The sequence below is a fragment of the Devosia psychrophila genome (genome assembly GCF_000971275.1).
GTDB classification, from domain to species: domain Bacteria; phylum Pseudomonadota; class Alphaproteobacteria; order Rhizobiales; family Devosiaceae; genus Devosia; species Devosia psychrophila.
This window is the reverse complement of the sequence record NZ_LAPV01000124.1, coordinates 32,370-47,062: the sequence shown is the minus strand read 5'-3', so window position 1 is coordinate 47,062 and position 14,693 is coordinate 32,370. Positions and strand designations below refer to the sequence as shown.

The following is a 14,693-nucleotide window of genomic DNA, read 5'->3' as shown; positions in this document are numbered from 1 at the left end:
TGTGGGCGGGTGGCCTGAAACGCGCCGTTAATGCCTAGGGCAGTCGCACCTGCACCGGCAACCGTAAGGTTGTTGGTCTTGTTCGTGCCCATGCTCACGCCAATTTGGCCTGTGGCGTCAATGCTGACAGTAGCGGTCGAAAATGCGGCCCCACCTTGGGATCGGAGCTTTTCCTGCATGGAGGCCAGCACGTCCCCGACCTTGGAGCCAGCCGGAATACTAACTCCAACATTACCTGCCGAGGCCGTGCCGGGAGGAGTGTAGAACTGAAGGGACACGGTTTTCGGAGGAACGGTATTTGCTGTGAAGCTCAATACACCCTGATCCACGAACGCTGCGCCGATAACGCGCTGCGCCGCAGTTGGTGGCTTTTGCGTGCCTTCGACAAGCCCCAGACTCGTGGCCCCCGTGCCACCGCCTATGACTAGTGAGTCTGTGACATTGGAGCCCATGCTGACAGCGAGCTTTCCATCTACAACGCCAACTGTGGCCGATCCGAATTGGGGGCCCGCAGCCTGCAACTTTAGCTCCATCTCGGCGAGTACGTTGACCGTCTTCCGATTGGCGGTAAGTTCGATTTCGATATTCGGAGGCGTTACCGCAGGACCGCCAGTGGCTCGGAACTGGAAAATAACAGTTTGCCCGGCGGCTCCAAAGCTGACCGTCTGACCTGCAACAAACCCGTTGTTTATGGCATCATCCGCACCTGAAACGGGATTGGTGGCAGCGGCAAATGTCCGACCGGTCACCGTTGCGGGCTGACCTGGGATAGTTATGCCGGTATCCGCCGCCGCAAGACCTAGATAGCTACCCGTATTTAGCAATTCACTGCCCGGCACCAGTGCATTATACGATGTCGTCTTGGGAATCTGCGGCAGGTTCGCCTGATAGTCGATCCGGCCCGTCCGCTGCGCTGGGAGGAACGCGTTCGACAGCTTGATGACTTCTGGAACCGATCCGGACACGTTACCGGTTGTCGTATCGATCGGCAGGCCCTTGAGATAGTAGCCGGCACCGTTGACCAGCATACCATCCTTGTCGATTTCAAAGTCGCCGCGACGGGTGTAGAAATTGCTGCCCGAAAATACTGGCTTGCCGTCCGACTGGCCAGTTTTTGGCTCGACGACGAAAAAGCCGTTGGAGTTCAGCGCGATGAAGGTCTCGTTCGAGACCGTCTTGATATCGCCGCCGATATCATTGGTACCGCGCGACTGTGAGAGAACGGCGCCGGGGACCTGGCGCGAGATCGGAGCATCGGGGATCAGGTCGAGAAAATCGGTCTCGATGCGCTTGTAGCCCGTGGTCTGCGAGTTCGCGATATTACCCGAAATGTTTTCCAGCGCATGCGCCTGGGCCCGCAGACCGGTCACCGCACTGGAAAGAGCGCCATAAATGCCCATGTGAAACTCCGTAAAACCCGTTTGCGCCGTCCGACGCGTTCCCCACTACCTGTGCAAGGAGGATGCCAACTACCTTGGCCTCTGATTTTGCTGGGTTTTTCAGGATAACTGCCTGCAATTGCGGCGATATCCCGGCAAGAGAGTCCGAGCACGCGGCAGAAATTGCCGCCCGCTTGTGATCGGAGGGCCGTTGCAGTAATGCAGAGACCGCAATACCGGGGCGTTCCATGCTGTTTTCGAGTGCCGATGAATTCGTGAAAGCGCCACGCCGCGCCGTGACCGTGTTCGGCATGGCCGGTGTTGGCAAGACGCGCCTGAGCAACATGCTGCGGGCCAGCAAGTGGTTTCACTACTCGGCCGATTACCGCATCGGCACGCGGTACATGGGCGAGTACATCGTTGACAACTTCAAGCACGAAGCGATGAAGCTGCCGTTCCTCGCCGAACTGCTGCGCTCGGACTCGATCTACATTTCGTCCAACATCACCTTCGACAATCTCGATCCGCTCTCGACCTACTTGGGCAGGCCCGGAAACCCTGACAAGGGAGGCTTGCCGCTGGAGGAATACCAGCGTCGCCAGGAGCAGCATCGGGTGGCCGAAATTGCCGCACTCAGGGACGTGCCACATTTCATCGAACGCGCGCAGTCGCTCTACAACTATGACGATTTCATCACCGATACCGGCGGTTCGCTGATCGAGGTCATCGACCAAACCGATCCGAACGACGAAGTGGTGAAAACGCTCGCCGCCTCCACGGCCCTCCTCTACATCCGCGGCACCGGCAAGGACGCGGCAGAGCTGGTCCGCCGCTTCAAGCAGAGCCCCAAGCCGATCTATTACCGGCCCGAATTCTTGGTGGCGAAATGGGCCGAGTACAAGCTCATCAACGGCATCGTCGAAGATCATGACGTTGACCCAGCCGGCTTCGGCGCCTGGGGTTTCGAAGCCCTGATGCATGACCGTCTGCCGCGCTACCAGGCACTGGCCGACAATTTTGGCTATGTGGTGGAGGCTTCAGACCTCGCCACCGTGCGCGACGGCGACGAGTTCATCGACCTGATGGCCGCCGCGATCGAAAAGCGAATGCGCTAGCGCGCTTCCAGGAAAAGTGGACCCCGCTTTTCCGGTTCGGAAGCGCGCCACGAGACCGGCGATCTCCACGGGGAGACGCGTACCGCCTGAATCGTTTTTCGATCAAACTGGCTTAAGAGGCTGATATGCCTATTCGAATTCCCGACAACCTGCCCGCTCGCAAGACCCTTGAAGACGAGGGTGTCTACGTGATGGATTCGACCCGCGCCGCGCGGCAGGACATCCGTCCGCTCTCCATCGGCCTGCTCAACCTCATGCCCAACAAGGAGCGCACCGAAACCCAGTTCACCCGCCTGATCGGCTCGACGCCGCTGCAGGTGGAGCTGACCCTCGTGCGCATCACTGAGCACCAGTCCAAGCACACCTCGGAGGACTACCTCAACACCTTCTATAAGACCTGGGAACAGGTGCGGGAGCAGAAGTTCGACGGCTTCATCGTCACGGGTGCGCCCATCGCAAACATCCCGTTCGAAGAGGTGCGCTATTGGAAGGAGATGGTGGAAATCATGGATTGGACGCAGACCAATGTGCACCACTCCATGTTCATCTGCTGGGGCGCCCAGGCCGCCCTGCACCATTTCCACGGTGCGCAACGCTATCGTATGGCGGAAAAGGCCTTCGGCGTATTCCGCCATCTGGTGGTCAACCCGCGCTCGCCCTTCCTGCGCGGTTTTTCCGATAGCCCAATGATCCCGGTTTCGCGCTACAATGATATCGACCGCACCACGCTGGGTGCCGATCTCGAAGTGCTGATCGACAATGCCGAGATCGGCGTCTCGATGCTCGGTGACCAGAAGCACCACGCGGTGCATTTTCTCAATCATCTGGAGTATGACAACCGCTCGCTAGCCGATGAATATGAGCGGGACGTCAAGGCGGGGCTCGATACGCCCCAGCCGACAAACCTATTTCCCAATGGCGACACCAGCGCCACGCCGGAAAACCGCTGGCGCAGCCATGCCCATCTGCTGTTCCAGAACTGGATCAACGAGATTTACCAGACGACGCCTTATGACAAGGCCGAGATCGGAAAGGCCTAGACGCGGCTTTTACCAAGGCGCTGCGGCCTTTGCTCCCCTCCCCATTGAGGGGAGGGGTTGGGGTGGGGTCTATCCGTAATCAACCGGACCACCCCCTCCCTCGCTCCATCCCCTCAAGGGGAGGGAGGCGAAAGCCCTCGTACCAGCGAGCAAACGCCCTTCCCATCCCCGCTTGAACCCTTTCCACAAATCCCTATCTTGCGGATTGATCGAGAGACCCGCGCGTGCCCAATTCTCCCACGACCATCGTCGACGAACTGGGCATTGCCCTCTCCAACCTGGCCGATGCCGCGACTGGGGCCTTTACGCCGACGCTTCGGCTAGGCGTCACCGGCCTCAGCCGCGCCGGCAAGACCATTTTCATCACCGCCCTAGTCCACAATCTGCTGACCGGGGGCCGCATGCCCGGCTTTGCGCCGCTGGCCGAGGGGCGCTTCATCGGCGCCCGGCTTGCCGAGTATCCGGACGCCACTATCCCGCGTTTTGCCTATGAGCAGCATCTGGCCGCGCTGACCGGCAAGACGCCGTTCTGGCCCGAAAGCACGCGTCGCATATCCCAGCTCCGTCTCGTCCTGAAATTCCAGTCGAGGCACTGGTACGCCGGCATCACGGGCCCATCGACGCTCAATCTGGATATCGTCGATTACCCCGGCGAATGGCTGCTCGACCTGCCGCTGCTGGGACTGAGCTTTGCCGAATGGAGCGCAGAAGCGCTCGACCGAGCCAATCGCCCGGACTCCGGCAAGGAGGCCGGCCCCTTCATCACACTGCTCGGGGAAATCGATCCGCTCAAAAACGCCAATGACGTTGATGCCGAACGGCTGGCCGCGGCCTTCACCGATTATCTGCGACGCTCCCGCGAGCATGGCGCGCTGTCAACCCTGCCGCCCGGTCGTTTCCTGCTGCCCGGCGACCTCGAGGGCTCGCCCGCGCTGACCTTTGCCCCGTTGCCCCGCCCGCAGCAGCACGTGCGTGGCAACAGCCTCTATGCCATGCTGGAAGGGCGCTACGAGGCTTACAAGGATCAAGTGGTTCGCCCGTTCTTCCGCGATCACTTCGCCCGGCTCGACCGGCAGGTCGTGCTGGTCGATACGCTTCGCGCCCTCAACGCCGGCCCCACCGCCGTTGCCGATCTGGAAACCGCGCTCAGCGCCGTCCTCGCCTGCTTCCGGCAGGGCGAGACCAATCCATTGCTGCGCCCATTCGTACGCAAGATCGACCGCATCCTGTTTGCCGCCACCAAGGCCGACCACGTGCATCACACCAGCCACGACCGGCTGGAAATCATCCTCAATCGTCTCGTTTCGAATGCCAGCAAGCGAGCCCGCTTTGCTGGTGTCGAGACGAAATCCATCGCCTTGGCCGGTATCCGCGCCACCCGCGAAGGCACAATCAGCGAGGGCGGCGAGACGCTGCCCACCATCATCGGCACGCCGATGGCCGGCGAAATGCTCGATGGCACGGCCTATGACGGGAAAACCGAAATCGCCTTGTTTCCCGGTGACTTGCCGGAGCGCCCGGACTCATTGTTCGAGGACGGACGGCCGGTGGAGCTGAACTTCCTGCGCTTCACGCCACCCCAGACCCTAGACCGCAACACCAACGGCGATGTCGTGCTGCCCCATATCCGCTTTGACCGCGCCCTCGACTATCTGGCGGGAGACTGGCTCGCATGAAACGCCCGATCGCACGCCCCACCACCACGCCCGTGGAAGACACCGAAGCCTACCGCATGCCACGCGCCTTCGCGCCGGCCAGCGTGATTTTGACCGAACCAGAGTTCGACGCGTCCATCGACGAAGCGGAGGCTACTGCGCGCCCGCCCCGCCGCATGGGCTGGCTGAAGCGACTGGCCTGGACCACAGGTGGGATATTGGTTTCCGCCGGCCTCGGCCTCGCCGCCGACCGGCTGATCCATGACCTGTTCACCGCCAATGAATGGCTAGGCTGGCTTGGTCTCGGCGTGCTGGGTGCGTTCCTCGTCGCCGTGCTGGCTTTGTGCGCACGCGAAATGTTCGCCCTGCGCCGCCTGCGCGTGCTAGATGCCCTCAAGCGCGATGCCGTCCTGGCGACCGCCGAAAACGACGCTCACCGCGCCCACAAGGTCGTCGATAGCCTGACCGCCATCTATGCCGCCCGGCCCGACCTGGCCCGCGCGCGGCAGCAGGTGGTCGATAATATCCCCCATCTGTTCGACGGCCACGAAACTATCGCCCTCGCCGAACGCAGCCTGATGGCGCCCCTCGACGCCCGCGCCAAGGCATTGACGGCAGCGTCTGCCAGACGCGTCGCGCTCGTGACTGCAGTCTCGCCTCGCGCCTTGGTGGATATCGCCTTCGTCGTGTACGAGAGCATCCGGCTGGCAGGAGCTATTGCAGCCCTTTACGGCGCCCGCCCGGGCCTGTTCGGCTTCTTCCGGCTTACCGGTGCCGTACTGGCCCATCTGGCTGTCACCGGCGGCCTGGTTCTGACCGACGGCGTTGTCGAGCAACTGGTCGGCCAAGGCATTGCCGCAAAGCTCTCCGCCCGCTTGGGCGAAGGCGTGGTCAACGGCCTGATGACGGTCCGTGTCGGCATCGCCGCAATGCGCGTCGTCCGCCCCCTGCCCTTCGAAACGCAAAAGCAGCCGATGGTGCGGGACTTCATCGGCGAACTGACAAAGCTGGCGGCCGATCCGAAATAACTATTCGGCGGCTTGCATCAACGGCAAAGTGGCCAGCTTCGAATTGGCTTTGGGTTTGGCCTCGGGGTGCAGGCTGAAAAACCGCCCGCGCGCTTCGAGCACCTTCGGCCGGTTATCGACGGCCCACCTGCCCAGCACGTCGAGCGGCTTCTGTAGGTCGCTTCCCAACTCGGTCAGTTCGTAATCAACCCGCGGCGGGATTGATGGCGTCACCGTCCGGGTGACAAAGCCGTCCATTTCCAACTCACGCAACGTGGCCGTCAGCACTTTCTGACTGATCCCGCCAATCTGGCGCTTGATCTCAGAAAACCTTTTCGGTCCGTCGCTCAGCAGGTTGATGGTCAGCACTGTCCATTTGCCGCCGATATGGTGCAGGATCTCGCCAACGGGCCGGCAATCGTTGTGAATGTGCAGTTGTGCCGGTGTCATTTTTGGTGCCTCGGGTATGGAAAAAACAACCGTCCCGCGCCACCCTGGACAGTCACTTATATAGCGTCAGTTTCCAAAGGATACCAGATGATAATTTGAATGAAAACAACCGGAGCCGGACCGATGGCCGGCCCTGACTCCTAGGCGGCCCTGCTCAACTCGCCATAAGACTGGAATTTCTCGACAACCGGTCGGGCAAAATAATAGCCTTGGAACAGCCTGATGCCAGTGGCCCTGAGCACCGAAAGCTCTTCAGCGGTTTCGACGCCTTCGGCCAGCACCGTTATTCCAAGTTCTGCGGCGATACCCACCAGGCCGCGCACGATGGCCTGCTTGACCCTTGAGGCCTCGATGTGGCGCAGCAGTTCCATATCAAGCTTGATCAGGTCGGTCTGGAACTTGGCCAGTAGCGCCAGCCCGGCATAGCCAGCGCCGAAATCATCGAGCGCCGTGGTGAAACCCATCCGGCGATATTCCGCCACGATGTGACTGACGTGAGCAACGTCGTCCATCCGCTCGTTCTCGGTAAACTCGAACATCAGCCGCTTCGGATCGAACTGCATCCGCCCGGACGCCTCAAGGGTGGCGCGAATGCAGGCCTTGGGCTCATAGACGGCGTTGGGCATGAAGTTGATGCTGAGCTTTGCGTCCCCTCCAGCGATACCGGCACCGGCCAGCTCGATCGCCTTGACCCGACGGGCCTGGTCGAAAGCGTAGCGGTTTTGCTCGTTGACCTGGCTCAACACCTGGAAGGCGCCCTCGCCCCCGACGCCGCGGACCAGGGCCTCATAGCCCCATATCTTGTCCGCCACCACGTCGACGATCGGCTGGAACGCCATGGTGAATGGTATGGCGAATGCACTGGCGTCAGCGTTGCGACAGCCGGCGCAACTGGTTGCAGAAGTCATCACTATGATCCTGAGATGATTGTCATTTTTGGGCTGATGCTGACGCTAGGCTGCCACAGGATTGTAAACATTCTCTCAAATCAGGTTACGCATAACTACGTCTGCGACCGATCAGTCCTTCGAGGCACTGGCCGCCAGCGTAACCTTGAGCCCGTCCAGCGCATCGCTGCACAGGATCTGGCAGCTGAGGCGGGAATTGGAGCGGACATCGCCGACGCTGTCGAGCATGTCTTCTTCTTCGTCGCTGGGGGCGCCGACGACGTCGAGCCAATCTTTGTCGACATAGACATGGCAGGTGGCGCAGCTCAGTGCGCCGCCACATTCTGCTTTGATATCAAGGCCCCAGTCGCGGATCACTTCCATCACGCGCCAGCCTTCGAGACCTTCGAGCGCGTGGTTTTCACCCTGCTGGTCGGTGACGTGAATGATCATGCGCGGTCCTCAACAACGCGGCGTCCATACCCCGCAAAATGCCTTTCCCGCAAGGAAAAGGCGTTAACGCTAGGCTCAGGCCACGCCAAGCTTCTTTTGCAGCTTGGTCGAGCTGGTGGTGTATTGGAACACCACGCGCTCGCCGGGCGAAACGATGGCCTTTGCGGCTTGGGCCATCAGGGCAGCTTCGTGGAAACCGGAGAGGATAAGTTTGAGTTTTCCCGGGTAATAGTTGATGTCGCCGATGGCAAAAATGCCGGGCACCGAGGTCTCGAATTTCTCGGTATCGACCTTGATGGTGTTGTCGTTCAGCTCAAGGCCCCAGTCCGCGACCGGACCGAGCTTCATGGTCAGCCCGAAGAACGGTAGCAGCCGCGTTGCCGGCACCGATAAGTCGCCCGCGTCAGTGATCAGATGCACATGGTTGATCTGCCCGTTCTCGCCATCCAGTTTGCCGATCTGGCCGAGGAGAAAGTTGATCTTCCCCTCCATCACCAGCTCTTTCATCTTGTTGACCGAGGCCGGCGCGGCCTTGAAGGCGTCGCGGCGATGCACCAGCGTCAGCGAGCGCACGATAGGCTGCAGGTTGAGCGTCCAGTCGAGCGCCGAATCGCCGCCGCCGACGATCACCACGTCCTGGTCGCGGAAGTCGTCCATCTTGCGGACCGAATAGAAAACCGACTTGTTTTCAAAGGCTTCGATGTTTTCGACAGGCGGGCGCTTGGGCTGGAACGAACCACCACCGGCGGCGATCACCACTACCTTGGTGTGGAAGATTTCGTCAGCATCGGTCTCCAGCCGGAACGATCCGTCGGCCTGCTTCTCGATCGAATTGACCATGCGGTTGAAATGGAATTCCGGCGCAAACGGCGAAATCTGGGCCATCAAATTGTCGGTCAACTGCTGGCCGGTGATCACGGGGAAGCCGGGGATATCGTAGATCGGCTTCTCAGGATACAGCTCGGCGCACTGCCCGCCGGGCCGGTCAAGGATGTCGATGAAATGACATTTGAGATCGAGCAAACCAAGTTCGAAGGCTGCAAACAGTCCGCAGGGGCCAGCGCCGATGACGACGACATCGGTAGTGATTTCAGTGCTCATCTTGATCTCAAAGTCCGTTTCGCCGGGGGTTCAAGGTCCCCGGATTAAATAGGATAGTTGCGGTCCACTTACCTCAGTGGACGCGACGAAGAAAGGGGCGCGTGCCGACAGGGATTTCAGTGACCCCGACCGGCTGATAAAACAGCGCCACCTCAGGCAGCCGGTTCTCGATCAGCGCTTCGCGCGTCGGCTCATGGGTCACTACAAAAGCGTTGAAACCGCAGCGGCGCATCAGCGGAATCTGGTCCTGCAAGACGTCGCCGATGGCTCGCACTTCGTTAGCGTAATTGTAGCGTTCTACTAGCAACCGTGCTGTCGAATAGCCGCGTCCATCGCTGAAGGCGGGGAACTTGATGGCCACCGATACAAAGCGTCCGAGATCGGCTTCCACCTGCTCGACATTGTCGCCCGGCAGCACCAGCAGCCCGAGCGGGTGCTGGGTGGCGAGGAAGGCATCGCGGTTGGCGAGGAACACCGGCAGCGGCACATGCTTGTAGCTTGCCGTCGCCGGCTCGTCGGCTTCGGTCCATTCGTGGAACGGATCGGCGATGAAGGCGCCATCTTTCCAGAGCGTATGTTTGGTCGCAGCGGTCATGGGCGAGGCGATCGCTCCGTTGAAATCGAAATGGATGCCGCACTCTTTCTTGTTGAGGCCGCGCCAGCGTCCGGCGCGCGGATCCTCGCCCTCGGCAACCACCGAAGTGCAGGGGGCGCAGCCGATCGACTTGTAGCCCTTAGCGAACAGCGGGTGCTCGGGCAAGCCGTGGTCGATCTTGTATTGGTTGACATCGGCATCGGTAAAGTAGGCCAAAGGGTTGACCTTGATGCGATCGTCGCTGGTCAGCTCGAAATGCGGCAGCACGCCGCGCTCCTTGGTCTGGAAGCGTTTGCGGCCGGTAACCCAGCCGCCATACTGCTCTGTGATCGGCTCCAGCGGCTCGGTCTTACGAATGTGGCAGCAGCTGTCGGGATCGGTTTCCCACAAGGTTCCCGCCGGATCAAAACGCTTCACATCTTCCGGGCTGGGATGGATGGCGTGGACATTGATCAGGCCGAGGTGCTTTTTCAGCGTCTCGACATAGTCCAGCGTCTCGGTGAAATGCTTGCCGGTTTCGAGGAAATACACCGGCATCGACGGATCGACCTGCGCCACCAGATGCAGCAGCACGCCGGAATCAGCGCCGAAAGACGAGACGATCGCCAGGTCGCCCGGCAACACATCGCTCACCGCGTAGCGCAGCACGCCGACGGCGTCCATTTCGTCGAACATGCCATTGAGGGCAAGAATGCCCAGCGCCCGCAGCTTGTCCTGCGCGGCGGGAGTATGAGCCAATTTAGGCATTGCCATAGAGGGCCTCCTTGAACGGCGCTTCCCCGAGGCGTCGGTAGGCTTGAATGAACGTCTCGTCAGCGCTTTGGCGCCGCGCGATATAGGTGTCGACCAGCGTTTCGATGGCGCCAGGCACCTGCTCGGCCTCAAAGCCGGGCCCGATGATCTTGCCGACCGCGGCGTGCTCGGTAGCGTCGCCGCCCAAGGTGATCTGGTACAGCTCGCCGCCCTTTTTCTCGACGCCGAGAATGCCAATGTGGCCAACGTGATGGTGGCCGCAGGCATTGATGCAGCCCGAGATCTTGATCTTGAGCTCGCCGATTTCCGCCTGACGCTTCGGCTCGGCAAACTTGCGCGAGATTTCCTGCGCAAGCGGGATCGAGCGCGCATTGGCAAGCGCGCAGAAATCGAGCCCCGGGCAGCAGATCATATCGGTGATCAGCCCGGTATTGCCGTCGGCAAAACCAGTGGCCACCAGTGCGTCATAGACGACACGCAGGTCAGTGATGGCAACATGCGGCAGCACCAGGTTCTGCTCATGCGTCACGCGCAGTTCGTCGAAGCCATAGCGCTCGGCGATATCGGCGATGTCGTCCATCTGCTTGTCGGTGGCATCGCCGGGGGCGCCGCCGACGGGCTTGAGCGAAATGGTGACCGAGACATAGCCCGGCTCGCGATGCGAGTTGATGTTGTGGTCGAGCCAGCGCCCATAAGCCGGGTCGATGATTGACTGGTAGGCCACGTCGATCTTGGTCGCAGGCTGCACCTTGAATGCGGGCGGCGCAAAGTACGTCGTGATGCGATCGACTTCCTCGGACGGCAGAGACAGCACGCCACCGCGCACTTCGGCGAACTCTGCTTCGACCTGGCCCTTGATGGTCTCGAGGCCTTCTTCATGCACCAGGATCTTGATGCGCGCCTTGTACTTGTTGTCCCGGCGGCCATAGCGGTTGTAAACGCGCATGATGCTTTCGAGATACGCCAGCAAGTGCTCGTTCGGCACGAAGCTGTTGATCAGCTTGCCGATCATCGGCGTGCGGCCAAGACCACCGCCGACCCAGACCTCCCAGCCGATATCGCCCGCCGCATTGGTCGCCGCCTGCAGCCCGATGTCGTGAAAACGGATGGCAGCGCGATCGTTCGGCGCTCCAGTGACGGCAATCTTGAACTTGCGCGGCAGGTAGCTGAATTCGGGGTGGAGGCTCGACCACTGGCGCAGGATTTCAGCGATCGGGCGCGGATCGATGATCTCGTCGGCGGCAGCGCCGGCGAAATGATCGGCCGTGACATTACGGATACAATTGCCCGAAGTCTGGATGGCGTGCATCTCTACCGATGCCAATTCTTCGAGGATCGCCGGGACGTCCTTGAGCCGCGGCCAGTTGAACTGGATATTCTGGCGCGTCGTGAAGTGGCCATAGCCGCGATCATAGGTGCGCGCGATGTGGGCAAACATCCGCATCTGCTTTGCCGACAGGGTGCCATAGGGCACCGCGATGCGCAGCATATAGGCATGCAGCTGCAGGTAGAGCCCGTTCATCAACCGGAGGGGCCGAAACTGCTCCTCGGTCATTTCGCCCGACAGGCGGCGCTTCACCTGATCGGCAAACTGCGCGGTGCGGCCCATGACGAAGGCCGCGTCGAATTCGTCATATCGATACATGACCGTCCTCATCCAGATGCTGGCGGTCGTAAATCTCGCCGTTTAAAGTCAATGGCGCGGAGGGACCCGCAGCCCGAATGCGTTCGCGCAGGCGCTTGGGAGTGATGATTCCCTGCTCCAGCGTCACTTCCTCGATCTCAAGGCTGATTACCCGGCCGCCGGCTTTGGTGGCCGCCAGTGCAGCATCGCGCTCGGCGGTCTCTTCCTTGGAAAACACGCGCGCTGCCGCGAGGCTTTCCACCCAGGTGCCGCTTGCGTCGAGGTAAACCGTCCCGCCGGACGTCAGTTCATTGCCAGTCAGAATTTCCATGCTGCTATGCTACCTTGAAGCTTATGCCGGCGAGCTGGACGGAATTTGCCCAGTCTCCGGCCTCAACGGCTTCGCCTACGAGAATGATTGCCGGGCCTTCGTTGAACGCTACCTGACCCGAGGCCAAGGCGGACAGCTTGCCCGAATATGTGGATCTGTCGGCGCGGCCTGCATTGATCACGATGCCAACCGGCAAATCTGCCGATGCGCCATGCGCGATCAGCCGCGACGCGACGTCGGACGCGATTGATTTGCCCATGTAGAGCGCCAGCGTCAGGCCAGACTGCGCCAGTGACGCCCAGTGGCTGAGGTCGCCATCATCGGCGCCATGCGCGGTGGCCATGATGAAGCCGCTTGATACCTTGCGCAGGGTAACCGGCGTGGCGGTATCTGCGGCTGCAGCGAGCGCCGCGCTGATGCCGGGGACGATCTGGTAATCGATCCCGGCCTTGCGCAGCGCCACGATTTCTTCGCCGGCCCGGCCGAAAATCATCGGATCGCCGGACTTGAGGCGAGCAACGCGCTTGCCCTGCCCGGCCAGCCGCACGATCAGCGTATTGATCTGGGCCTGCGAAAAGCTGTGATGGCCCGTGGCCTTGCCGACGTCGATCCGCTCGGCATCGCGGCGGCCCATATCGACGACGACGGTGGGTACCAGCTGGTCATGCACGATGACATCGGCTTCCTGCAGCAGCCGCTGGGCGCGCAGGGTGAGCAGGTCTTCCGAACCGGGACCGGCGCCGATCAGCCAGACGACGCCCTTGGTCTCGCCGGCCTTGATATGCTGTTCAAGCAGGACTTCAGCTTGATAGCGACCCGCCACCGGGCTGGCACTGACGGCAGTTTCGACCTGGGATGAGCTGACCAGTGCCTCATAATAGCGACGGCGGGCTGGACCATCGTGGATCAAGCTTTCAACCCGCTGGCGCAAGCCGCCAGCCAGCCGCGCGACCTTGCCGAAAGCCGGCGGCAGCATGGCCTCGATCCGGGCCCGAACCAGCCGCGCCAGCACCGGGGCATTGCCCTCGCTGGAAATGGCAATGGTCAGCGGTGCGCGATCGACGATGGATGGCGTGTAAAAATCACACTCGGCGGGCACGTCGACGACGTTGAGCGGAATGCCGCGAACGCGGGCGGTAACCTTGGCCAGCTCGGCATCGTCGCTCTCTTCGGCAACGAAAACCAGGGCGGCATTGTCGAGATCGGACGGCACAAAAGGACGCCTGATCAGCTCGACGTCGAAGGCTGCAAACAGCGGCTCGATGTTGCGGGAGATAATCACGACCTGAGCAGTCGTCTTAATGACCAATCGGACTTTGTTGAGGGCTTCTTCTCCACCGCCGATGAGGACGATGCGCTGACCCTGTACTTTGTAGCTCAACGGAAATGTGTTGAGTTGACCCATTGGAACCCTGGTGATGACCGTGGGAAAATAATCCGATCCGGCCCACTCCGGCAAGGCGTTGAAATTCAATCGCTTTTATATTCCCCTTGCAGGGCGGCGCGTGGAAAGCTCGAAGCGTTCTAAGGTGAAAGCCGCTAAATGAATCTTAGCGCGGCGAGCGGGAAGAAAATTTTGCTCATCCAAGGAGCGCATCTGACCCACGCTGTCATTCCGGCGCAGGCCGGAACCCATCCTGAGATAGCGTCGCCAACGCTGCCCGCGGAAAGACCTAAGGATGGATCCCGGCCTGCGCCGGGATGACATCGAGAGTGGGGTGGCGGGCTGGCAAGCACCTGAATGGACCCACTAATGGCTTTCTCCCTCGGGCTTGACCCCAGGGCCGCTCACAATTCGGCGCAAGCGACAAGCAACCCTCGGATCAACTCCCAGGGAAAAGCGGTGGGTGGAAGGGATATTGCACCACCGCAGAATGCTCCCACTAGGATTGCGCCTCCAAGCTAACGCTTAGCCCTGCCGGCTCGGCACATGCACCACCAAGCCATCCAGCGCGTCCTTCACCTTGATCTGGCAACTCAACCGGCTCTGGGCGGTGACGTCGAAGGCGAAGTCCAGCATGTCTTCTTCCATGTTGGACGGGCCGCCGACCGCTTCGGTCCAGGCTTCATCGACATAAACATGGCAGGTGGCGCAGGTACAGGCGCCGCCACATTCGGCGATGATGCCCGGAACGGCGTTCATGATGGCGGTTTCCATCACGGTGGAGCCATTCTGGCCTTCAGTCTCGATGCGGGCGCCGTCCTTTTGGACGAAGGTGATCTTGGTCATGGGTCTCTAGGGGCTTGCTGTGTGAGACGGATATAGGGGATGGGGATGGATTTAGGAAGGCGGGGCGCCTTCA

General features: G+C 61.0%; 14 protein-coding genes. 4 read left to right on the top strand and 10 right to left on the bottom strand.

The window, feature by feature from the left end; translation table 11 throughout:
* Positions 1 to 1,400 (bottom strand): flagellar hook-basal body complex protein (locus WH91_RS22625; RefSeq protein WP_144408370.1); only part of this gene is annotated, 1,400 nt, incomplete at its 3' end.
* Between the two features lie 227 nt (positions 1,401 to 1,627).
* Here WH91_RS22625 and WH91_RS11440 point away from each other — a divergent pair.
* The 4 genes from WH91_RS11440 (at position 1,628) to WH91_RS11425 (ending at position 6,217) form a co-directional block, all read left to right on the top strand.
* Complete coding sequence (locus WH91_RS11440; RefSeq protein WP_046171145.1) at positions 1,628 to 2,494, top strand: hypothetical protein; 867 nt, start codon at positions 1,628 to 1,630, stop codon at positions 2,492 to 2,494.
* Positions 2,495 to 2,619: 125 nt separating this feature from the next.
* Positions 2,620 to 3,534 carry a homoserine O-succinyltransferase gene (locus WH91_RS11435; RefSeq protein ID WP_046171144.1) on the top strand — a complete coding sequence of 305 codons (915 nt, stop codon included), beginning with the start codon at positions 2,620 to 2,622 and terminating at the stop codon, positions 3,532 to 3,534.
* 224 nt (positions 3,535 to 3,758) lie between these two features.
* Entirely contained in the window at positions 3,759 to 5,210 is a 1,452-nt protein-coding gene (locus WH91_RS11430) for a YcjX family GTP-binding protein (protein WP_046171143.1), read from the top strand.
* The gene (locus WH91_RS11425) at positions 5,207 to 6,217 is read left to right on the top strand and encodes a YcjF family protein (protein ID WP_046171142.1); all 1,011 of its coding nucleotides are present in this window, start codon (positions 5,207 to 5,209) and stop codon (positions 6,215 to 6,217) included. Before WH91_RS11430 ends, WH91_RS11425 begins: the two co-directional genes overlap by 4 nt.
* Here WH91_RS11425 and WH91_RS11420 read toward each other — a convergent pair whose 3' ends face one another.
* From WH91_RS11420 to WH91_RS11380, 9 genes are all read right to left on the bottom strand, one after another.
* On the bottom strand, positions 6,218 to 6,646 hold the full coding sequence (locus WH91_RS11420; protein ID WP_046171141.1) for a winged helix-turn-helix transcriptional regulator: 429 nt from the start codon (positions 6,644 to 6,646) through the stop codon (positions 6,218 to 6,220).
* A gap of 140 nt (positions 6,647 to 6,786) precedes the next feature.
* Positions 6,787 to 7,554: an EAL domain-containing protein gene (locus WH91_RS11415; protein WP_046171140.1), complete on the bottom strand. Its 768-nt coding sequence runs from the start codon at positions 7,552 to 7,554 to the stop codon at positions 6,787 to 6,789.
* Positions 7,555 to 7,665: 111 nt separating this feature from the next.
* Positions 7,666 to 7,986, bottom strand: a complete 321-nt coding sequence (locus WH91_RS11410; RefSeq protein WP_046171139.1) for a 2Fe-2S iron-sulfur cluster-binding protein — start codon at positions 7,984 to 7,986, stop codon at positions 7,666 to 7,668.
* Between the two features lie 75 nt (positions 7,987 to 8,061).
* Entirely contained in the window at positions 8,062 to 9,087 is a 1,026-nt protein-coding gene (locus WH91_RS11405) for an NAD(P)/FAD-dependent oxidoreductase (protein WP_046171138.1), read from the bottom strand.
* A 73-nt stretch (positions 9,088 to 9,160) separates the two neighbouring features.
* Positions 9,161 to 10,435: a phosphoadenylyl-sulfate reductase gene (locus WH91_RS23425; protein ID WP_082102121.1), complete on the bottom strand. Its 1,275-nt coding sequence runs from the start codon at positions 10,433 to 10,435 to the stop codon at positions 9,161 to 9,163.
* Positions 10,422 to 12,080: a nitrite/sulfite reductase gene (locus tag WH91_RS11395; RefSeq protein ID WP_046171137.1), complete on the bottom strand. Its 1,659-nt coding sequence runs from the start codon at positions 12,078 to 12,080 to the stop codon at positions 10,422 to 10,424. The genes WH91_RS23425 and WH91_RS11395 overlap by 14 nt, the downstream gene beginning before the upstream one ends.
* On the bottom strand, positions 12,067 to 12,390 hold the full coding sequence (locus tag WH91_RS11390) for a DUF2849 domain-containing protein (RefSeq protein WP_046171136.1): 324 nt from the start codon (positions 12,388 to 12,390) through the stop codon (positions 12,067 to 12,069). The genes WH91_RS11395 and WH91_RS11390 overlap by 14 nt, the downstream gene beginning before the upstream one ends.
* Before the next feature lie 4 nt (positions 12,391 to 12,394).
* Entirely contained in the window at positions 12,395 to 13,795 is a 1,401-nt protein-coding gene (gene cysG, locus WH91_RS11385; protein WP_046171149.1) for a siroheme synthase CysG, read from the bottom strand.
* Positions 13,796 to 14,299: 504 nt separating this feature from the next.
* On the bottom strand, positions 14,300 to 14,620 hold the full coding sequence (locus tag WH91_RS11380) for a 2Fe-2S iron-sulfur cluster-binding protein (protein ID WP_046171135.1): 321 nt from the start codon (positions 14,618 to 14,620) through the stop codon (positions 14,300 to 14,302).
* Between the last annotated feature and the right edge of the window lie 73 nt (positions 14,621 to 14,693).